18 protein-coding genes are annotated in these 19,246 nt (G+C 62.6%); 12 read left to right on the forward strand and 6 right to left on the reverse strand.

The genetic code is table 11. The features are described 5' to 3' along the window. Positions 1-206 precede the first annotated feature (206 nt). The 6 genes from P3T42_RS10235 (at position 207) to P3T42_RS10260 (ending at position 5,118) form a co-directional block, all read left to right on the forward strand. A complete protein-coding gene (locus P3T42_RS10235; protein ID WP_074297175.1) occupies positions 207-527 on the forward strand; it encodes a DUF4148 domain-containing protein in 321 nt (106 codons plus the stop codon). 76 nt (positions 528-603) lie between these two features. Further along, entirely contained in the window at positions 604-1,647 is a 1,044-nt protein-coding gene (locus P3T42_RS10240; RefSeq protein ID WP_429305929.1) for an alpha/beta fold hydrolase, read from the forward strand. Positions 1,648-1,951: 304 nt separating this feature from the next. Next, complete coding sequence (locus tag P3T42_RS10245; RefSeq protein ID WP_074294731.1) at positions 1,952-2,347, forward strand: hypothetical protein; 396 nt, start codon at positions 1,952-1,954, stop codon at positions 2,345-2,347. A 233-nt stretch (positions 2,348-2,580) separates the two neighbouring features. Then, positions 2,581-3,339, forward strand: coding sequence for an SDR family NAD(P)-dependent oxidoreductase (locus P3T42_RS10250; protein ID WP_429305930.1), 759 nt, complete (start codon positions 2,581-2,583; stop codon positions 3,337-3,339). Between the two features lie 97 nt (positions 3,340-3,436). Next, entirely contained in the window at positions 3,437-4,156 is a 720-nt protein-coding gene (locus P3T42_RS10255; protein ID WP_429305972.1) for a carboxymuconolactone decarboxylase family protein, read from the forward strand. A gap of 89 nt (positions 4,157-4,245) precedes the next feature. Then, positions 4,246-5,118, forward strand: a complete 873-nt coding sequence (locus tag P3T42_RS10260; protein ID WP_429305931.1) for an ABC transporter substrate-binding protein — start codon at positions 4,246-4,248, stop codon at positions 5,116-5,118. 23 nt (positions 5,119-5,141) lie between these two features. Here the strand turns inward: P3T42_RS10260 and P3T42_RS10265 are convergent, their stop codons facing one another. Continuing rightward, positions 5,142-5,543: a VOC family protein gene (locus P3T42_RS10265; RefSeq protein WP_074294735.1), complete on the reverse strand. Its 402-nt coding sequence runs from the start codon at positions 5,541-5,543 to the stop codon at positions 5,142-5,144. Positions 5,544-5,798: 255 nt separating this feature from the next. After that, positions 5,799-6,440, reverse strand: coding sequence for a TetR/AcrR family transcriptional regulator (locus tag P3T42_RS10270; RefSeq protein WP_429305932.1), 642 nt, complete (start codon positions 6,438-6,440; stop codon positions 5,799-5,801). Positions 6,441-6,622: 182 nt separating this feature from the next. On the opposite strand from P3T42_RS10270, the gene P3T42_RS10275 reads away from it, so the two are divergent. The 5 genes from P3T42_RS10275 (at position 6,623) to P3T42_RS10295 (ending at position 13,866) form a co-directional block, all read left to right on the forward strand. Further along, positions 6,623-7,774 (forward strand): serine hydrolase domain-containing protein, encoded by a 1,152-nt coding sequence (locus tag P3T42_RS10275; protein WP_429305933.1) that lies wholly within the window; start codon positions 6,623-6,625, stop codon positions 7,772-7,774. A 259-nt stretch (positions 7,775-8,033) separates the two neighbouring features. Then, positions 8,034-9,809: a methyl-accepting chemotaxis protein gene (locus P3T42_RS10280; RefSeq protein WP_429305934.1), complete on the forward strand. Its 1,776-nt coding sequence runs from the start codon at positions 8,034-8,036 to the stop codon at positions 9,807-9,809. Between the two features lie 235 nt (positions 9,810-10,044). Continuing rightward, positions 10,045-12,651: a DNA-binding protein gene (locus P3T42_RS10285; protein ID WP_429305935.1), complete on the forward strand. Its 2,607-nt coding sequence runs from the start codon at positions 10,045-10,047 to the stop codon at positions 12,649-12,651. 127 nt (positions 12,652-12,778) lie between these two features. After that, positions 12,779-13,216 (forward strand): lysozyme inhibitor LprI family protein, encoded by a 438-nt coding sequence (locus P3T42_RS10290; RefSeq protein ID WP_074294743.1) that lies wholly within the window; start codon positions 12,779-12,781, stop codon positions 13,214-13,216. A gap of 128 nt (positions 13,217-13,344) precedes the next feature. Next, the gene (locus tag P3T42_RS10295) at positions 13,345-13,866 is read left to right on the forward strand and encodes a low affinity iron permease family protein (protein ID WP_429305936.1); all 522 of its coding nucleotides are present in this window, start codon (positions 13,345-13,347) and stop codon (positions 13,864-13,866) included. A 101-nt stretch (positions 13,867-13,967) separates the two neighbouring features. On the opposite strand, the gene P3T42_RS10300 is transcribed toward P3T42_RS10295, so the two are convergent. From P3T42_RS10300 to P3T42_RS10315, 4 genes are read right to left on the reverse strand one after another with little or no spacing between them, the layout of a single operon-like run. Further along, on the reverse strand, positions 13,968-14,222 hold the full coding sequence (locus P3T42_RS10300) for a phosphopantetheine-binding protein (RefSeq protein WP_429305937.1): 255 nt from the start codon (positions 14,220-14,222) through the stop codon (positions 13,968-13,970). Next, positions 14,222-15,724, reverse strand: a complete 1,503-nt coding sequence (locus P3T42_RS10305; RefSeq protein WP_429305938.1) for a hypothetical protein — start codon at positions 15,722-15,724, stop codon at positions 14,222-14,224. The genes P3T42_RS10300 and P3T42_RS10305 overlap by 1 nt, the downstream gene beginning before the upstream one ends. Then, positions 15,721-17,301: an amino acid adenylation domain-containing protein gene (locus P3T42_RS10310; RefSeq protein WP_429305939.1), complete on the reverse strand. Its 1,581-nt coding sequence runs from the start codon at positions 17,299-17,301 to the stop codon at positions 15,721-15,723. Before P3T42_RS10310 ends, P3T42_RS10305 begins: the two co-directional genes overlap by 4 nt. Beyond that, the gene (locus P3T42_RS10315) at positions 17,298-18,401 is read right to left on the reverse strand and encodes a phosphatase PAP2 family protein (RefSeq protein ID WP_429305940.1); all 1,104 of its coding nucleotides are present in this window, start codon (positions 18,399-18,401) and stop codon (positions 17,298-17,300) included. The genes P3T42_RS10310 and P3T42_RS10315 overlap by 4 nt, the downstream gene beginning before the upstream one ends. A gap of 396 nt (positions 18,402-18,797) precedes the next feature. Here P3T42_RS10315 and P3T42_RS10320 point away from each other — a divergent pair, with 396 nt between their 5' ends. Then, positions 18,798-19,199 carry a DUF302 domain-containing protein gene (locus P3T42_RS10320; RefSeq protein ID WP_074294747.1) on the forward strand — a complete coding sequence of 134 codons (402 nt, stop codon included), beginning with the start codon at positions 18,798-18,800 and terminating at the stop codon, positions 19,197-19,199. Positions 19,200-19,246 lie beyond the last annotated feature (47 nt).

A 19,246-nucleotide genomic window follows, 5' to 3' on the forward strand; every position in this document is an offset into this window, starting at 1 on the left:
GAGTGCCGATCTCTGTCTGGCACAGCGTCTTTGTATCCCAATGTATCCGCAGCGCCGGTCAATACACAACGTTGCATTGCGGCTCTTTGCGGACACAAGCCAGATACGTCCACGGGTTCTAATGGTTTCAGGCCAGACGTTCTGGCTTCGCAAGCCAGATATCCAACCGGACGTCTGCATGAAAAATCCTTTTCGAGGTGGAAATCATGAAAGTCATTCAATCGCTGCTGGTCGCTGCTGTTGTCGCTCTTCCCGCGTTGTCGTTCGCACAATCGAATCAGAATCAACCGCTGACCCGCGCCGAGGTCCGTGCGCAACTGGTCGAACTGGAACAGGCCGGCTACAACCCGACCAGCGATCAGGCGCAATATCCGCAGAATCTCGAAGCCGCCGAGGCGCGTCTGAACGCGCAGCATGGTGTGGCAGTGTCGTCGTACGGGCCGTCGGCTGCGGGCACTTCCGCCGCGGGCTCGCGCGTGGCCGGTTCGGATGTGATCGGCCTCGGTCCGATCTATGCGAAGCCGTAAGCTGAATCGACATTCATCAAGAGCCCGTGTCAATCGGGACTGCGTAGCGTTGGCTAATCTTTGAGGAGTATCTGCAATGACGGATCAGATCAATACACGACGTCGCCGTCTGCTGGGGACAACCGTGGCGGGCATCAGCTTGCTGGAGTTGGGCCTGAGCGGACTTGTCCACGCACAGTCGAACGATGCTGCGGCCGGCTTGAAGGGGACGACGCGCGCTGCTTCGTTCGACACCATCCGGCAGATCAACGCGGGAACGCTCAGCATCGGATACGCGGAAGCGGGGCCGGCGAACGGACCGGTCGTCATCCTGCTGCACGGCTGGCCGTACGACATCTACAGCTTCGCTGACGTGACGCCGCTGCTGGCGTCCGCGGGTTATCGGGTGATCGTGCCGTATCTGCGCGGCTATGGTTCGACGCGCTTCCTGTCCGCGGATACGCCTCGTAACGGGCAGCAGTCTGTCGTCGCAGTCGACATCATCGCGCTGATGGACGCCCTGAAGATCGACCAGGCCATTCTTGGCGGCTTCGATTGGGGCGCGCGCACGGTCGACATCATTGCCGCGTTGTGGCCGCAACGGGTCAAGGCGCTGGTGTCGGTGAGCGGCTATCTGATCGGCAATCAGGCGGCCGGCAAGACGCCACTGCCACCGAAGGCGGAGCTGTTGTGGTGGTATCAGTTCTACTTCGCAACGGAGCGCGGCCAGGCGGGCTATGAAGCGAACCGCCACGACTTCAACAAGCTGATCTGGCGTCTCGCATCGCCCAAATGGAATTTCGACGACGCGACGTACGACCGTTCGGCCGAGTCGTTCAACAATCCTGATCATGTCGCAGTGGTGATTCACAACTACCGCTGGCGTCTGGGACTGATCCAGGGCGAGCCGCAATACGATTCACTCGAAGCGCGCCTGGCGACGGCGCCGACCATCTCCGTGCCCGCCATCACGATGGAGGGCGACGCCAACGGTGCGCCGCATCCGGAGCCGGCCGCGTATGCGAAGAAGTTCACCGGCAAGTATCAGCACCGCAATATCGACGGCGGCATTGGACACAACCTGCCGCAGGAAGCACCGAAGGCATTTGCCGATGCGATCCTCGATGTCGTTCGGCTCTGACGGGACGGGAAGAGGGTGGTTGACGCGTTAGCTCGACATCGTCAGCGGCAGGCTTCGATGCACTGCACCAATTCGCCCGGCACAGTGCATCCTTCCACGCCGCGCATGCCGCCGCGGCGGGTTTGACGCTTCAGCGGCCGTTTTGCGCGGCGCTCGTGTAAGGGGCAGCCCGGGGTAGATAACTGTCTAAAAGCGGGATAGATTGAGCGTCGGAATAGATGCGGTCCTATGATCGACAGGGGCGCGTGAGGCGTGGCAGGCGATCCAGCATGATGACAATGCGTCTTCAGGAGCGGAGCAAACCATGGGCACACAACTAAGCCATCGCTGCAGGACCTCGCTGTACCGGCTGATGTTCGGCCACGCGCAGGACGAAAGCATCGTGTTCCTGATGGCCGCCAGCCGCGACGCCGCGCGCAAGGAAGCCACCGACGCGCTCGCCGCGATCCATGGCATCGCGCCCGACAATGTCTGTCTCTACAATCTCTCCTCGTTTCGCGAGCTGCTCGATAGCGGCGTCAGCGAAGACGAAGATCTCCGCATCTTCGAGGTGGCCTGGGAAGGCCCGAACGTCAGCGCGTGGGCAGAACACCCGCTGTTCCTGACCGATGACGCGACCTTGCTCGGCAAGTGGGCCGAGCTCTACGCGGAGCTCGCGCAGAATCTGGCGACCCACGCCATTAATCGGGCGCGGAGCTAGGGGCCAACCTTCCTGCCGCTAGCGTTTGCTGGCAAAGCTAGAGGACCGTCGAAGCCTGCCCATGACATTGATGAGTTCAATTCATGGGTCTTTGCCGTTTTCACCGGCTAGTCAAGCCGGGACGCATCCAGCATGCTGGTTGCCCGCTCAACCATTCCCGTCGTGTCCGGCTACGTCGCGCTGATGTGTAGCGCCGCGCGCCAGCATGCGCATCTCACTCAAGGAAAAACACCATGAACCCCGTCTACGATTTCAAAGGCCAGATAGCGCTCGTCACGGGCGCCAGTTCAGGCATGGGGCTGGTGACCGCGCAGGCATTTGCCGAGGCCGGCGCGAGCGTGGTACTGGTCGACCGGAACGCAGCGAAGCTGAATGCCGCGGTCGAGACGCTGACGGCCGCGGGGTATCGGGCAATCGCGATCGTGTGCGATGTGTCCGACGAAGCGCAGGCCAAGGCAGCGGTCGAGCGCACGGTCGCCGAGTTCGGCCGGCTCGACATGGCTTATAACAATGCCGGCATTCTGGGCCCGATGTGTGAGATGTCGTCGGAAACCGCAGAGGGTTATGACGAAGTGCAGGCGGTCAATCTGCGCGGCATCTGGACCTTCATGAAGCACGAACTGCTGCAGATGAAGAAGCAGGGCAGCGGCGCGATCGTGAACTGCTCGTCATTGGGCGGTCTGGTGGGTTTGCCGGGACGCGCGGCTTATCACGCGAGCAAACATGGCGTGATCGGCCTCACCAAGAGCGCGGCACTCGACGTCGCGGCGCAAGGCATTCGCGTGAACGCCGTATGCCCTGGGTGCATCGACACGCCCATGGGCGAAGAGATCGATCCGGCGGCCATGAAAGAGTTTCTCAAGGGCCAGCCGATCGGCCGCTTCGGCAGGTCCGACGAAGTGGCGGCGGCGGTGCTGTGGCTGTGCAGCCCGGGCGCCAGCCTGATTGTCGGCGTGGCGCTGCCGGTCGACGGTGGGTTCGTCGCGCATTGAGATTTCATGGAGACAACCCATGAGAACAATCACGGCAGCGATCGCGGTGTTGTGCCTCGGCCTCGCTGCCTGCTCGTCAATCGGAAGGAAAACGGATATGGAAAGCTCGGAATCCCGGCATATCGTCAGCATGACTGACGATATGCATGCGGTTTCGCCCGCCCTTGAGCGGTATACGAACGGCGTGCTGCTCGGCGATTTGTGGAAGCGCCCGCAACTGTCGGCACGCGACCGCAGCATTGTGACGCTGTCGGTGTTGATTGCGCGCAATCAGAGTTCGGAGATGCCGTATTACCTTAACGTGGCCCTCGACAGCGGTCTCAAGCCCAGCGAGATTTCGGAGATCATTACGCATCTCGCGTTCTATTCGGGCTGGGCCAATGCCACCGCCGCCGCCCGGGCGACAAAAGCGGTGTTCGAGCAACGCGGGATCACGGCGGATCAGCTCCCGCCGACCGCCGGTAATCGGCTGCCGCTCGACGCGGCTGCCGAGGCTCAGCGCGATGCCACCGTTGCGCAAAACTTCGGGGCAGTGGCGCCGGGCGTGGTTCAGTTCACGCGAGATGCGCTGTTTCTGGATCTCTGGCTGCGTCCGGGCCTGGCTCCGCGCGATCGCAGTCTCGTCACAGTCAGCGCGCTGGTCGCCAGCGGGCAAGTCGCGCAACTGACCTATCACTTGAACAGGGCGATGGATAACGGCCTGACGAAGGCGCAGGCTTCGGAAGTCATGACGCAACTGGCGTTTTATGCAGGCTGGCCTAATGTCTTTACGGCGCTGCCTGTTGTTAAGGATGTCCTCGAGAAGCGACCCGATTGACGATAGGACGCCGGCGTGGAATCGGATAGCATAGTGGCGCTCGCCGATCCGCCGCTTCGGTTCCTCCTCGTCCTACGTCCTTCTCTTCAATGAAAAAGTCCCGTTGCCTTGTTTCGACGCTCTGTGCCACGACGCTTGTCCTGTCGGCCGCCTTTGGCGTCCCCTCGGCATTCGCACAGACCCAAGGCGCGAACCTCGCTCCCGCCGCGGTTTCACCCGCTGCAAGCGAGGTAAGTGAAACCGTGGTGAAAGCCTTTGCGCCGAGCGGTACGCTGCGCGCTTCCATCAACCTGGGCAACCCGGTGCTGGCGAGCCTCGATCCGGCAAGCGGCAAGCCGGTCGGCGTATCGGTCGATCTCGCCGCTGAACTCGCCCGCCGTCTCGGCGTACCGCTGCAACTGGTCGCGGTTCGATCGGCGGGCGCCTCCGTGGACAACGTGAATCAGGACAAGGCCGACGTCGGCTTCTTCGCCGTCGATCCGAAGCGCGGACAGGAAATCAGTTTCACGAAACCGTATGTGCTGATTGAAGGCTTTTATCTGGTGCGCGACGCATCGCCGATCACCACCAACGCCCAGGTCGATCAGGCGGGTGTGACGGTCGCCGTCGGCAAAGACAGTGCCTACGATCTGTTCCTCTCGCGCGAATTGCATCACGCGACAATCGTGCGGATTCCGACCTCGCCGGCCGTGGTGCAAGGCTTTCTGGATCAGCATCTGGACGTGGCCGCCGGCGTCAAGCAGCAACTGGAACGAGATGCGGCGAAGGCCGGCGGATTGCGGATCCTCGATCAACGCTTCATGGTGATCCGTCAGGCGATGGGCGTGCCCAAGGCAAAGGGCGCTGATGCGGCTGCGTACCTGGCGAAGTTTGTCGAGGACATGAAAGCATCGGGTTTTGTGGCGGCGTCCCTGGCGCGTCATCAGATCGAGGGCGCGGCCGTGGCAAAAGACAACGACTAGCCACGATGGCCGACCTGGCTGTATTAAAACAGCTTCTGCCATTGCTCCTGCTTTTGCATGTCCTCACGCGTGTTGACTTCGATCAGGACGCCACCCGGCGAGCGGCAAAAGAACCGCGATCCGCGCGAATTGTTGAAGACCGCCGTTTCCATAAGAACCCCACCTTCCAGGAATTCCGTGTAGAGGGTATGGACGTCGTCGAGGCTCTCGACCTCCAGGCCGAAGTGGAAGTTCGTCGGCCAGACCGGCGCTTCCTCCTTGACGTGGTCCAGAACGATGTCAAAACCGTTCCGTTTCAGCAGGCAGCTCTCGCCGACCGCGACGATCTCGCAGCCGAGGTATTTTTCAAAGAACGCAGCCGTCTCGGCGACGTTGGTGGTGGGGAAGCTCAGGTGGTTCAGTTTCGCTTCTTTATGAAGATTCATGAGGTTCTCGCAGAAAAGTTGAAATGTGCCGTCGTGGGAGCGGTCACAGAGCCGATCCTGTGCAATCTCAGCAGCTCGTGTGACATCCCACGGAGTCAATTTTGCGAGTAATTGCTCGATTTTAAAACTCGCATTGGACAGCAGCTTTTCGTGGGGTGCCTGGCCCAGTATTGGCGGGGGTTTGAAGTGTCGGTCACAGTCGCAATGCGAATCATTGCTCGCATTTGTGAGGCTGCGCGGCCAGCGGAATATCGTCTATTTCCTGGCGCGTGACTTTTCGGGCTGCCGATCCACAATCCCAAGGTATCCGAACAAGGCACGGCTGACGCGCGATTCCAGCGCTCCGCGGTTCACTTCGCCGCGCTCTCCCGCCGCGTCGACCATGGCGCGCAGAATGGCGACGAGGTCGTCGATCGCGATCTCGATGTCCGGCTGCGGCGGAATATCGTCATGCGCCAGAATCTGCCTAACCAACTCGCCAAAAGGAGCCTTGCATGTCGCGAGCTCTTTGCTGATAGCCGGCCGGTTTTCCTCGAAATCGAGCGCACGCGCAAGCAGAGGACGGCGCAGTTGCTGGTGAACCGAGACGGTAATCATGTACTTCAACGCGCTCTGACCGGTTGGCTGGCTCAGCGCGCCTTGGGCCTCGGCGTAGAACACGGCATGCTCGCGCTTGCTCAGGGCAACGATAATCGCGTCCTTGCCGGGGAAGTACTGATACAGGGTGCCGACGCTGACGCCCGCGCGCTGCGCGACGAGATTGGTATTCAGGCCGTCCATGCCTTTGCTTTCGAGCACGCGCGCCGCGGCCTCCAGAATCGTCGCAACGGTCTGTTCGGCACGGGATTGCTGGGGGATCTTGCGCGGCTTGACGGAGGGGTGCCGGGTTTTCGTCATGATGCGGTCTGGTCCTGGTAAGAAGCGAGCATTGACTCGGATTCTACCGCGTAGACGACAACACGCCCTCCGGTCAGGCGTGTCACCACGTTTCCCGCACATTGGCGCAAAATATCGCGAGCCGTACCACGGCCGATCCGCTGCCGTGTGCGGACTTCCCATCACGAACGCAGGAGACACCCATGACGTTTGACGGTTCGGCCATCAAGGCGCTGCTGGACAAGGCAGTTTCGAAGGGCGCGATTCATGGCATTGCGGCAGTAGTGGTCGACCGCAACGGCCCGCTGTTTCATCACGCCGCCGGCGAGGCCGGCCCACACACGCTGTTCCGCAACGCGTCGATGACGAAGGCTGTTGCCACGACGGCGGCACTGCAGCTCGTAGAGAAGGGGCTGCTCAGCCTCGAGGCCAGCGTCGAATCGATTTTGCCGGAGTTCGGCCAGTTACAGGTGCTGGACGGCTTCGACGGCGACCAGCCACGGCTGCGCCCGCCTGCCAGCAAGGCCACGGTGCGCCAACTGATGACCCACACAGCCGGCTTCGGCTACTTCTTCCTCAACGAAAAGCTAAAGCGCTACCACGAGGTGACGGGTGAACCCCATCCCCTCACAGGCCTGAAGCGCAGTCTCTCGGTGCCGCTCGTCAACGACCCCGGCACCGCCTGGGAGTACGGCACCAACGTCGACTGGCTTGGGCTGGTGGTCGAAAAGCTCTCGGGGCAAAGTCTCGGCAGCTATCTCAAGCAGCATGTGTATGGTCCGCTGGGAATGAACGATTCCACCTTCACGCCCAGCGCCGAGCAACGCAGCCGCTTGCTGCGCGTGATGCAGCGCCAGGCCGACGGTACGCTGGCGCCTTCGGGCATCGATCTGCCGCCGGCCTCCGAATGGGACGCGGCCGGCCACGGCTCGTACGGGACGGTGCAGGACTACGGCCGTTTCCTGCAGGCGTGGCTTGACGATGGCGCCGGCATCCTCGACCCGGCGACCGTGCAACTGGCGCTGCAGGACCACCTTGCGCCGATCGTCCTTCCGGGAGCGGTGAAGCCCACGGTGCCGGAGTTGTCGAACGAGGTGCCCACAGGGCTGGTGCCGCAGAGTTGGGGGCTGGGCTTCTGCCTCACGCTCGCCGATCTGCCGGGCATGCGCAGCAGCGGCACCGCCGACTGGGCCGGCATCTTCAATTCGTACTACTGGATGGACCGCGCGAAAGGCATCGGCGGGGTGCTGATGACGCAAATCCTGCCGTTCTTCGACATGCCGGTCGTCGAGACGCTCATTGGCTTCGAGGCCGCGGTCTACCAGCAGGTGGGGGCGGCCGTACCGGCTGCATGACGCGACTCTGAGAAGGAAACGGAAGGGAAAGCGGCCGCCTTCCCGCTCCCTTCCTGCATCCGAACCTAAATATTTCTTTAAACCTGTCGTAAACACCTAGGTAGATTGTCCAATTCCATGGTGACGCTGGAGCTGGACCCCGGCACGCGTGCTCATCCCGTCTGAGCATCGCTTCTGAACCCCGCGCATCCGACGCGGCAAGCGGCAAGCGTGAAGTGTCCAGCCGGGCCAGTCCGTCACAGCAAACAAGGGAATCATCGTGCCGTTTCTTAAGAACATGCGAGTGGTGACGCAGCTCGTTGCAGGTTTTGCGCTTGTCATCCTCCTGCTGGTGGGCCTGGGTGTGTTTTCGCTCTATGAGGTCAGCGCCGAAAACGATCATGTCGCGGCACTGCGCGACAAGTGGGCGGCCAGCGTCAGCAGCAGCCTGCGGATGCAGAACGCGCTGAACCAGATGCGCCTCTCCGAATTCCGCATGGCCTCGACCGACAAGGCCGCCGAGGTACAGGCGGTCGATTCGCGCATGGAGCCGCGTATCGAGGCCTTCCGTAGCGCGAGCGCGGAATACGAAAAGCTCATTTCCGAGCCGGAAGAGAAGACGGCCTTTGCGGACATCCAGGTTCTGATGCCCCAGTACATGGATCTCGATCAGCAGGTTCGGACGGCGGCGAAGGCCGGCAATCCGCAGCAGGCCATGAGCATCCTGACGGGGCAATCCGGGACGGTGCGGGATGCCGTCGCGAAGGACATCGACAAGATCGTCGCCATCAACGAGCAGGGCACGGCGCGCGAAGGCAAGGCGGCCCGCGACGCCTATCACGCGGCGATCGCGCTGGTGGTCGGCTTGATCGCCGCCGCAGCCGCCGTGGCGCTGGCCGTGGCGCTGTTCATCGCGCGCGGCTTCGCGCGGCAGCTCGGCGGCGAGCCGCGCGAAGCCGCCGCCATGGCCAGTGCGATCGCAGCCGGCAACCTGCGCGTCACGGTGCCGCTGAAGGCCGGCGACAACGCCAGCCTGATGTATTCGCTTGCCGCCATGAAGGAACAGTTGACGTCGATCGTGAGCGGCATCAAAAGCTCGAGCGAGTCGATTTCAGTGGCCGCAAGCGAGATTGCGCAAGGCAACACCGATCTGTCGCAGCGCACGGAAGAACAGGCCGCTTCCCTGGAGGAAACGGCGTCGAGCATGGAGCAGTTGACCAGCGCCGTGCGCCAGAATGCGGACAACGCCAAGCAGGCCAGCACGCTCGCCACCTCGGGTTCGAGCGTTGCACAACGCGGCGGCGCGGAGATTGGCCGCGTGGTCGCGACCATGCACGAGATTGCCGAAAGCTCGGCGCGGGTCGCCGAGATCATCAGCGTGATCGAGGGGATCGCTTTTCAGACCAACATCCTGGCGCTCAACGCGGCAGTCGAGGCGGCCCGCGCCGGCGAACAGGGACGCGGCTTCGCCGTGGTGGCGGGCGAGGTGCGCACGCTGGCCCAGCGCAGCGCCACCGCCGCCAAGGAGATCAAGGACCTGATTACCGAATCGGTGAGCCGCATCGATGCCGGCTCGAAGCTGGTCGAAAACGCCGGCCGGACGATGGACGAGATCGTGACCTCCGCCGGGCGCACGACCGATATCATGAACGAGCTCGCCGCAGCCTCCGAGGAGCAGAGCACCGGCATCGGCCAGGTCAATACCGCCATCACCCAGATGGACGAAGTCACGCAGCAGAACGCCGCGCTCGTCGAGCAGGCCTCGGCCGCGGCGCAGGCGCTGGCGCAGCAGGCGCAAGCCCTGCGCGATGCGGTGTCGGTCTTCAGCGTCGAGAGCGACGCGCCGCGTGCTGCGGTTTCGGCACGAGGGGCATCGGGGGCATCGGCGTCATCCGCGTCGCCGAGAAGCGCACAGCCGGTTGCCCGTAGCGCGAAGACGCCGGCACGGGCTACGCCCCGCCGAACCACTGTGCGTGCCGAGCCGGCGGGCGGCAGCGCGCCGTCCACAGCCACCGCCGCAGCCGCGAACGAAGCGGATAATTGGCAGACCTTCTGAGCGAAGCGGGCAAGCTCCCGGCAAGACCCGCGGTCCCGATGACATGATGCGGTTCGTCCGTTCCAGCGGCAGCGCCAGGGCCACGGCCATGCCACGGAGTAGGCTGACGCGCGTCCCGCGAGACGTGTTCACATTACGGCAGCCGTCATCGGGCTTTCAACGGAGACCGCGCGGGACGTAGTAAGGTATTGGGGACTCGGTCTTCCGCCCGCTCACATTGATTTTTGAGGCGCTTATGTCCAAAGACGCAGACTTGATCACCGACGAGCAGGTCGCTGCCATCGCCGATCGCATGGTCGGAGAAGGCAGACGGGTTTCCCCAGTGACGATCTGGTCGGAGGCGCGCGGCGGTTCGCTGGTGGCGATTGTGGCGGCGCTGGAGCGCTGGCGCGAGGCCCGCCAGCCCAGAACGCCGGATTTGCAGATACCGGGCGGATTGCCGGAAGGGCTTGCCGAGACCCTCATGAGCGCCGCGGGCCAGATCTGGACGACTTCCCAGGGCGAGGCGGAAAAGGCCTTCAGCCAGCGCCTCACGGCGGCGAGCGAGCATGCCGACGCCGCGCTGGCGGATCGGGACGAAGCGCTAGCCGAGTTTCAAAAGCTCGCGGACGAAATCGACGCCGGGCGCGAGCGGCTCGCTGCGCTGACGGAGGCGTTGGGCGCCTCGGAACAGACTGCCGCGCAGCTTGGAGCGGAACTTGCCACGGCGACCGGCCGCGCGGATGCCGCTGAGACACGTATAGAGGAACTCACGCAGCAGGTGTCGGCGGCGGCCGCCAATCTTGAGACCGCGCAGGCATCGCTCGAAGCCGAGCGCCAGGCGCGTGAAGAACTGGCCGCGACGGTTTCAGCCAGGAACGATGAAATCGCCCAACTGACCCAGCAGCGCGACGACTCGCGGCAGGAGGCCGCCACGCTGAGCGCCGAGTGCCAGGCGAAGTCGGACGAGGTGGAGAAGTGGTCGCAGGCGTCGAGCGCGCTCACGTTGCGCGCGCAAACGGCCGAGGCGCGGATCGAGGAACTGGTGCAGCAGGCGTCGGTGGCGGACGCCACGCTGGAAACCACCCAGGCATCGCTCGAAGACGAACGCCGGGCGCATGAAGAATTGACCGCGGTTGTCGCGAGTAAAGACGGCGAGATCGCGAGCCTCAACCAGGCGCTCGATGGCGCGCGGCAGGAGGTCGCGTCGTTGCGCGCCGCCGGTGAGGCGAAGTCGGAAGAAATCGACAAGTGGTCGCAGGAAGCCAGCGCGGCTACCTCGCGTGCCCAGGCGGCCGAGGCGCGTGTCGAGGAACTCGTGCAACGGGCGTCGGTGGCCGATGCGAGTCTGCAGGCGACCCAGGCATCGCTCGAAGAAGAGCGCAAGGCGCGTGACGAATTGGCCGCGCTGGTCGCGAACAGGAATGACGAGGTAGCGCGGCTCGCTCAGGATCTCGATGGCGCACGGCAGCAGGTTGCGACTTTGGACGCGGCCGGTCAGGCGAAATCGGAAGAAGTCGCCAGGTGGTCGCAGGAAGCCGGCGCGGCCACCTCGCGTGCGCAAGCGGCCGAGGCCCGTGTCGAGGAACTGCTGCAGCGTGCGTCGGTGGCCGATGCGAGTCTGCAGGCCACCGAGGCCTCGCTCGAAGAAGCGCGCAGAGCGCGAGAAGCATCGGCGCTGGCGCTCTCCGAGAAGAACGATGAGGTGGCACGACTCACTCAGGAGCGTGACGACTCGCAGCAGCAGATCGCCGCGTTGAACGACACGGGCCTGGCGAAGTCGGAGGAGATCTCGAAGTGGTCGCAGGAAGCCGGCGCTGCCACCTCGCGCGCGCAAGCCGCCGAGGCGCGGGTAGAGGAACTCCTGCAGCGCGCATCGGTGGAAAATGCCAACCTGGAAACCACCCGGACATCACTTGAAGAAGAGCGCAAGGCACGTGACGAGCTAGCCGCGCTTCTTTCGGATAAGAACGATGAGATCGCGCGCCTCACCCAGGAGCGCGACGACTCGCAGCAGCAGATCGCCACGTTGCGCGATACGGGCGAGGCGAAGTCGGAAGAGGTCTCGAAGTGGTCGCAGGAAGCCGGCGAGGCCACTTCGCGCGCGCAAGCCGCCGAGGCACAGGCGAACGAGAGCCTTACGCGGCTTGCCGCTCTGCAGGCTGAACTGGATGAGGCCCGCCAGGCGCTGGAGACAGAGCGCCACGCAACCGCGACGCGGCTCGACGCAGAGTCGGATCAGCTCAACGAAGTGCAGCGTATCACCCAGGAACTCGAAGCAGCCCGCGAGCAGGTCGGCGCCCTCACGGAGGCGAAAACGTCCGCGAGCGCCGAATTGGCCCGCGTTTCGCAAGACGCCTCCGCCGCGAAGGAGCGCGCCGATACAGCCGAGCGCTATGCAGCCCAGTTGGCGCAGCGCCTCGCAGAGCTCGCTGAGACCGCTGAAACCGCCGGCCAGGAGGGCCAGCGCGGCCAGCATCCCGGCACTCGCGCGGACGAGCCGGAGAGCGCAGAGCAGGTGGCCGCCTTGCAGCGTCAGATATCGGCTCAGGCCAAAGCCCACGAAAAGGCCCTCAGCGATCTGCGCACCAATGCCGAACAATGGGTGGCGCATGCCAGGGATCTGAAACAACGGCTAGGCCAGGCCGGCGAAAAGATCTTGTTCATCGATGCACGCAGCACGGGAGAAGTCGCGCTTGTCCGCAGGCTGGCATCGGAACTGGAGCGGCTTAAGCCCGATCATGAATTGATATCCCGGGACGCGCAGCAAAAGCTGATTGGCGCGACCATGAGTCTGCAACTCGCCCAGAAGGGTTACCAATACGATCCGGCTACGGCGGTGATGTCGAAGATAAATGGCTAAGGTTTGCCGGCGAGGGCGCCCGTTCGACATGGCCATGCAAATCACTGACAATCGAAGATGCAGTGGGCGAGCGTCACGCATGGCGCGCCCACTGATTATTCAAAGCCATCTTCGATAAAAAGAACCGATGAAAAAATATCTCGCCATTCCGGTTGTTTTGCTGGCCTGCGGTTTCGCGCACGCGCAAGGGAATTCCCAAACTCCGAGTCCGTATTCCAAGGAATATGCGGCTTGTATAGCGAAAGCCGGTCCACCTGGTTTCTACGATCAATCGGCGGCGTCCAATTGCGATGTCGCGGAAATCAAGTTTCAGAAGAAGCGGATTAACACGGCGTACAACAAGATTCTGAAGTTGTGGCAAGACAATCCCGATGCGATCGCCAGACTCAATAATGCGCAAAAGGCCTGGGTGCAGTGGCGAGACGAAACCTACGGTTTGCTGTCGGAGGATGGCGGCATGAATGGCCAGGTTGTCTACATCGTCAGTTCGAGTTTCATGCTCAAATCCCTGGCCGATCAGGCGAACCTGCTGGAGGGCATTCTTTCTGCGAATGGCGGCGATTAGATCGCCCAGGGCTTGCTTGCTCACTCACGTAGCGGGAGGCCGGCATCGGCTTCGGAGCCGCGCGGCATGGATCGTGCTGACAGAAAGGCGTTAAGGACGTCGAAGACGTCAAGCTTCTGGAGCCGGTCATGCCTATCAAGCCTGTCGCCCCTTCGCCGACTGACGAACTCGGCACCGTCCCGGATACAGCGAGCCCCGCGTATGCCGGGCGTCATCCGATTACGCGTCTGTTCGACCGGTTTGCCAGCCTGGTGACCCGATGGACCGGCTCGCCCACGGCCTTCACGCTCGCCGTATTGACGGTTCTGATCTGGATCGTGACGGGGCCGATTTTCCATTACTCCGACGGATGGCAACTGGTCATCAACACCGGCACCACCATCGTCACGTTTCTCATGGTCTTCCTGATCCAGCAAAGCCAGAACAAGGATAGCGTCGCATTGCATCTGAAACTGAATGAGCTGCTGTCCTCGCATCGGGCCGCGAACAATCAGCTGATCGGTATCGAGGATGCGTCGGAAGAAGAACTGCGCAGGCTGGCGGCGGCTTATCTGCGCCTGTCCACGCAGCCTAATTCCGGAGAGGTGTCCGCAAGAGAGGGGGCGGAGCCAGCGCCGCCGGTCGGGGCAATGGTGGACCGTCAATCGTGAAGCGATGGCGCGGGTGTTGGCCGGAGCGTTGAGCGTCGCGGGCTGTGCATCGGTCAAGGCGCGGGCCGCGCCGCCGCACGGAAGAACGGCCGAGCCGGCAACTATCTCGCCAGATGCGCATCGACGAAAGAGGCAATCTCGTTTACCGAATCGATGAGGCCCACTTCGAAGTCGACCTCGGCGAAGTCGATTCGAAACGATTTTTCCAGGTAGACGATGAGCGTCATCATGCTCAGGGAATCGAGTCTGCCGCTGATAAACAGCGAATCGCTATCCGTAACGTCGCTGTCGTCGCCACGATTCGTCAACGTAGTCTTGATGAAATTGCGTAAATCGGCTTTAGCGTGGTGATCCATCAGTTGACTCCAACAAGACTGGCCATGAACGAGAGGCGTTGATCCAAGGTATAAAAACGTGTTTCGTTACCGAAAACGTGCAGGCACACCACGAAAGTCCAGATCCACAGGAATGCGCCGAATCTGCCGGAAAACGTGCTCGGAAGACGCGCTCCCGCGCTGCTTCGGGCTTGAGAGAGTCCGATGCCGGTGGCGAGAACGGCACAATAAAACAGATAGCTCGTGAAGCTTTCGATTGTGGCGGACAGCCCAATGGTTGCGACGAGACTGATGTCGCGAATGAAGTGATAGAGCGCGTTACCCACGCCCGCGGCCATGAAGGTCGATAAGAAGACGCGCAAGCGCGGGTGGTTCCGGAAGGTGCGGAGGAAGGTCGGCAAAAAGAAGAATTCGACCAATAGCTCCTTGAAATAGTAGTAGTACCGATTCCAGAATTCCGCGAGCGTCCGCGACTCGAGCGGCCGCCAGGTATTGCGGGGCAATCTGAATCCTGCCAGCCGTGCCACGGCGATGGCGCGGTGGCCCCAGACCGCCAGCCACAAGGCGTCGAAGGTGGTGTCCAGGATCAACGACGCCCAGGCAACCGGCAGCGGATAGGGGTGATGCCTGAATTGCGCGGCCTGGACGCTTTCCAGGTTGGGGATATGCAACCAGGACGCACATACCCAGGCCAGGCCGCTCGTCAAATCCAGCAGTACACAAGACCACGTCAGCAGTTTGATGGCCTTGAGCTGGGTAACGGCGAGTTCTGCCGGGGTCTTCGCCAGCGTCTTGCGTAGAAACGCCGCGCCCTTGCCCCACGGCGTCGCAGTCGATCCCCAGAACGGATGGAAGAGACCAAGCTGGAAAAGCACCGGGCTGCGCTCGCGTGAACGCTGATCGACCAGCGCATAAGAGAAAAACCAGATGTTGGCTGTGAAGACCGTCAGATACGACCACAGCAACACACGCGGCAAGCCGTGTACGACAGGCATGCAGACAAGCCCGCATAGTGCCGCCTCGATCAGAAGCAAGGCGATCACCGGCCTGCGCGCGATCAACAGTGTCTTGTGACGGCGCACGAGTACGAGCGCGCCCCATGCCGTGAAGGTGTACACCACGACCGCGATGCAGGCGAACGTTCTGGCGGACAGGACGTCGACGTGCTCCTGCCGCATCGCCGCGTCGATGCCATTCAGCGGAAACCACAGCGCGTGGAACAGCAGCGCGAACGTTGCTACGAAGACGGTGAGCGCGCGATATCTCGGCACATAGGCGCAGGCTGCCGCGGCAACCCCGATCAGTAGAGACTGCCACCGCGCGGCCCCCTGGCCGGTCATCAGCAGTCCTGTGAACACCGTCACGATCAGGAGCTTGCCGCGGCTCGTCTGTGCAAATTCGACGAGATGCTCCCGCTCGTCTATCGCCAGGATGCTGCGCAGCGTCGGCCTGTCGGGAGGCGTGCCGGCTGCGGCCCTTTTTTGCGGACCGGCTCCGGTGATCGCTTCGTTTCCCTCGTTCACGCCGACTCTCGTTCCAGAAGGTCACGAAGCGATCGCCGGTCGACTTTCCCGCTGTGATTCAGCGGCATGTTCGCGAGGGCGAACACCTTGCCCGGAATCATGTAAGCAGGGAGCCGGGTTCTCAGCTCCCTGCAGATTCGCTCGGCGTCGACCGCCTCGCCGCCGACAAAGGCGACGATGCCTCGCGCGGAACCTTCCACCATCGGCCAGGGTACGGCGCCCACCAGGTCGACATCGGCGACCACGCGCAAATGTGCCTCGATTTCCTCCAGCTCGACGCGATGGCCCAGCACCTTCACCTGATTGTCGATGCGGCCGAGATAGTGGAACTGGCCGGATTCGTCGCGTAGGGAGAGGTCGCCGGTCAGATACCAGCGTTTGCCCAGGCGTGTCGGAAAACGTTGCGCGGTCAATTCGGGGGCATCGAGGTAACCGTCGGCCAGTTGCGGTCCGGCTATCGCGAGTTCGCCCGGCCGGTTGTCGATGATCGCGGCGCCATGTTCATCGAAGATGGCGGCCTCGCTGCCGACAAATGCGGTACCGATCGGCACGGCGTCGCGGCCAGGGGTCAACGGCGTGGGGAGCTCGACTCCGCGGCCCAGACAGTAAATGGTGGTCTCAGTCGGGCCGTACAGGTTGTAGATGAGACTGTTCGGGGCGGCGGCACGCCACGCGGCAACGGCGGCGTCAGTCAACTGCTCGCCGCCGAAGTGGGAAATGCGCAGGTCCGGCAGAACGTCCGGCTTGAGCGCCTTGGTCTGGCGCAGCATGCCGACCAGCGACGGGACAGAGTTCCAGACAGTCAGGCCGCTTTCACGGGCGAATCTGACGGCGTTCATGACCTGGGTCGCGGGAAGGATATGCAGCGATGCACCGGCTTCCCAGCTTGAAAACATGTTGTGCACCGAGACGTCGAAACCAAGCTCGCAAGTCTCGACGGTACGATCGCTGCTTCTGAGTCCGAGCAGGTCGGACATCGCGCCGATGAAATGCCGGATCGCGCCGGCGGAGATCATCACACCCTTCGGCACGCCAGTAGTTCCCGAGGTGAAGATGATGTACGCGGTGTCGTTCGCATCGACGTGCGTGGGTTCGCTCACTGCGACGTGCGGGAGCGAAGCGAAGTCCGTCAGTCTCTTCCGCGTGTCTTCCGGAAAGTGCGACGCATGGGCGTCCGGCACGATCACGAGCGGCGGGCATGCGCCGAGCACATTTTTGCTGAGCCTTTTTGCGCCTTGCTGATCGGCGATGACTGCGGAAAGACGGCAGGCGGCGAGTATCTTCAGTAGCCGCTCTTCGGGCAGGCCGGGACCGATTGGGACATAAGTGGCGCCGGCCCAGCATGTACCCAGCACGGCGAGACAGGCCTCGATGCTGCGCGACGCCAGAATACCCACCCGCGGCAGGGCTCCGTGCCGGCGCGGCCAATCCTCGCTCTGCGTCAGGCATTGCGCGAGTTGCGCCGCGCGTTGAGCCGTCTGCGCGTAGCTCAGGGAGCGTCCCTCGCAGGCGACGGCGAGCGCGTCCGGGGTGGTAAGGCTATGACCGTATACCGGACACGCCAGATTGTGATTCATTTGCGCTCCGCGATCATATCCCGCATTCGAGAAGGTCTTTTTTGCCTTGGGTTCAAAGACCGCGTGTATTCAACCGGTGGCCCCGCGCGATGCCAATGGAAGCCACCGCGGAATACGAAAATAGTGAGCACGCCGAGCAATATCCCCGCCAATACATCCGCGAGATAATGCCCCCCTTGTGTCGGCGTCGAAGCAATCATAGTGAGATTCAGTAAAACCGCAAGCGGGAATAGCCCTCGAATATGTCGAAGCGCATAAGCGGAAAGAATCGCGACTACCGTGTGAAACGAGGGCAAGGATATGAGGCCTTGCGATGGCGGCATGTTGAACATCCGTAGCTTGCCGTTGCGGAGTAAATAGAAATCCGAGTAACCGGATGCAGTGCCGGGGTCGGCAATGCCAAAATGCAGGAAAGCGCTCGATGCGGGAATAGGCGTCGAAATCACAAGAAGCAGGGTTCCGGAGAGCATGAAGAGCAGCACGAATTCCGATAGCTCGTCGCGGCGGCCGGTCAGCCCAAGGACGATGGGAACCGCGAGCACTTGCACGAAGAAGCTGAGATACGCGAGTTGAAGCACGGTTTGAAGCGCACGGTGGGCGTGCACCCAGCGATAAAACGGCAACCAGTGAAAGCCGAAAGCGCTATCGAGCCGTATGAGATTGTCGTCGACGAGCGGCGCGTTTAGCGTCACGCTCAGGTATTGCAGCAAGTCGTCAGAGGCAATGAAGCAAAGCAATAAGACAAGCCAGCTTAGCGTATAGGCTGCTGCTCGAAAGCGCAGCGCTTCGCTTATCACCGCGCAACGGCGAACGCGCGCGAGCCAGAATAGGCCGCCCGCCACGCAGAGCAGATTCATAGCGAACCGTGCAATCCGCAACACCTCTCTTTCGGCAACCGAATAATCGCAGACCGAAACCCAGACGTAGTCAATCGTCGCGACGAGCGCCACGATGAGGCAGCCTGAAACGTATCGGTTCAGGAATAGCCGGCTGGTTTGTTCTCCCACTCCAGATAGCGGCTTGCGATAGCCCCCCGTCATGCCCGCTCCTTTTTCTATTCGACGCGTTTGTCGTTCAACGCTGCGCGCTGCATCAAGCATGAGCCATGCCATTGGCCGTGCGTCGGCGTCGTAGAGGGTTCGGCGATGAGTGGGCGGACGTATGCTGCGAAGCGCGCTGGACGGAATGCCTCAGATCTGAGACGGAGACGAATGCAAAGGGGCGCACAGCCGATCGACGCGAGGCGCGCTAAGCGCGGAGTCGTTCGATAAACGCTCGGTGTTCGGGTCTGTGGCCTCGAACCTGGCTTTTCGGGGCGGTCCAATCTGTCTCACATCTGAACGCCGCAACGCCAGGCTTCGCCTCCCCGCATCCTTCGCCCAGCGGCTAAACTCAAGCGGTCAAGCTGCCATTGTGTCGAACCGTGCCTGTCAAGCGAGCGAGGAAACCGCATCGCGTTCTTGACCGCTTGCGTTGCCACCATCCCAGGAGCCCCCATGTCCACGCCAACAACCGACAACGGCATCGTCACCCTACCCACGCATCGCTCAGTAGCGGAAGCCGCCGACCGACTCGCCGCGCTGATCGAAGCGAAGCAGATTCTCCTGTTCGCCCGCATTGATTTCGCCGCGGACGCACAGCGCGCGGGCCTGACGATGAATCCGTCGCAGTTGCTCGTATTCGGCAATCCGCGCGCCGGGACGCCGCTGATGCAAGCGGTGCCGACGGCGGCGCTCGATTTGCCGCTCAAGGTTCTGGTGTGGCAGGACGGCGACGGCCGCGTCTGGTTCTCGTATAACGCAACGAGCTACCTGCAGGCGCGGCATGGTGCGCCTGCGGATCTGATGAAGGCCATTGATGGCGTCGTCGCGCTGGTGCAGGCGGCAGCGGCCGACTAAGCCGCGGCCACGCTCAAACGCGCGCGGTCGCCGCGTCGGCGCCCCGA

The sequence above is a fragment of the Paraburkholderia sp. GAS38 genome, from assembly GCF_050434965.1.
Taxonomy (GTDB): domain Bacteria; phylum Pseudomonadota; class Gammaproteobacteria; order Burkholderiales; family Burkholderiaceae; genus Paraburkholderia; species Paraburkholderia phenazinium_A.

Coding starts and splice junctions, on each gene's coding strand:
- P3T42_RS10285 (WP_429305935.1), top strand. CDS start 10,045: ATGTCCAAAGACGCAGACTTGATCACCGACGAGCAGGTCGCTGCCATC.
- P3T42_RS10300 (WP_429305937.1), bottom strand. CDS start 14,222: ATGGATCACCACGCTAAAGCCGATTTACGCAATTTCATCAAGACTACG.
- P3T42_RS10245 (WP_074294731.1), top strand. CDS start 1,952: ATGGGCACACAACTAAGCCATCGCTGCAGGACCTCGCTGTACCGGCTG.
- P3T42_RS10260 (WP_429305931.1), top strand. CDS start 4,246: ATGAAAAAGTCCCGTTGCCTTGTTTCGACGCTCTGTGCCACGACGCTT.
- P3T42_RS10310 (WP_429305939.1), bottom strand. CDS start 17,301: ATGAATCACAATCTGGCGTGTCCGGTATACGGTCATAGCCTTACCACC.
- P3T42_RS10240 (WP_429305929.1), top strand. CDS start 604: ATGACGGATCAGATCAATACACGACGTCGCCGTCTGCTGGGGACAACC.
- P3T42_RS10270 (WP_429305932.1), bottom strand. CDS start 6,440: ATGACGAAAACCCGGCACCCCTCCGTCAAGCCGCGCAAGATCCCCCAG.
- P3T42_RS10275 (WP_429305933.1), top strand. CDS start 6,623: ATGACGTTTGACGGTTCGGCCATCAAGGCGCTGCTGGACAAGGCAGTT.
- P3T42_RS10320 (WP_074294747.1), top strand. CDS start 18,798: ATGTCCACGCCAACAACCGACAACGGCATCGTCACCCTACCCACGCAT.
- P3T42_RS10235 (WP_074297175.1), top strand. CDS start 207: ATGAAAGTCATTCAATCGCTGCTGGTCGCTGCTGTTGTCGCTCTTCCC.
- P3T42_RS10255 (WP_429305972.1), top strand. CDS start 3,437: ATGGAAAGCTCGGAATCCCGGCATATCGTCAGCATGACTGACGATATG.
- P3T42_RS10290 (WP_074294743.1), top strand. CDS start 12,779: ATGAAAAAATATCTCGCCATTCCGGTTGTTTTGCTGGCCTGCGGTTTC.
- P3T42_RS10295 (WP_429305936.1), top strand. CDS start 13,345: ATGCCTATCAAGCCTGTCGCCCCTTCGCCGACTGACGAACTCGGCACC.
- P3T42_RS10250 (WP_429305930.1), top strand. CDS start 2,581: ATGAACCCCGTCTACGATTTCAAAGGCCAGATAGCGCTCGTCACGGGC.
- P3T42_RS10315 (WP_429305940.1), bottom strand. CDS start 18,401: ATGCTTGATGCAGCGCGCAGCGTTGAACGACAAACGCGTCGAATAGAA.
- P3T42_RS10265 (WP_074294735.1), bottom strand. CDS start 5,543: ATGAATCTTCATAAAGAAGCGAAACTGAACCACCTGAGCTTCCCCACC.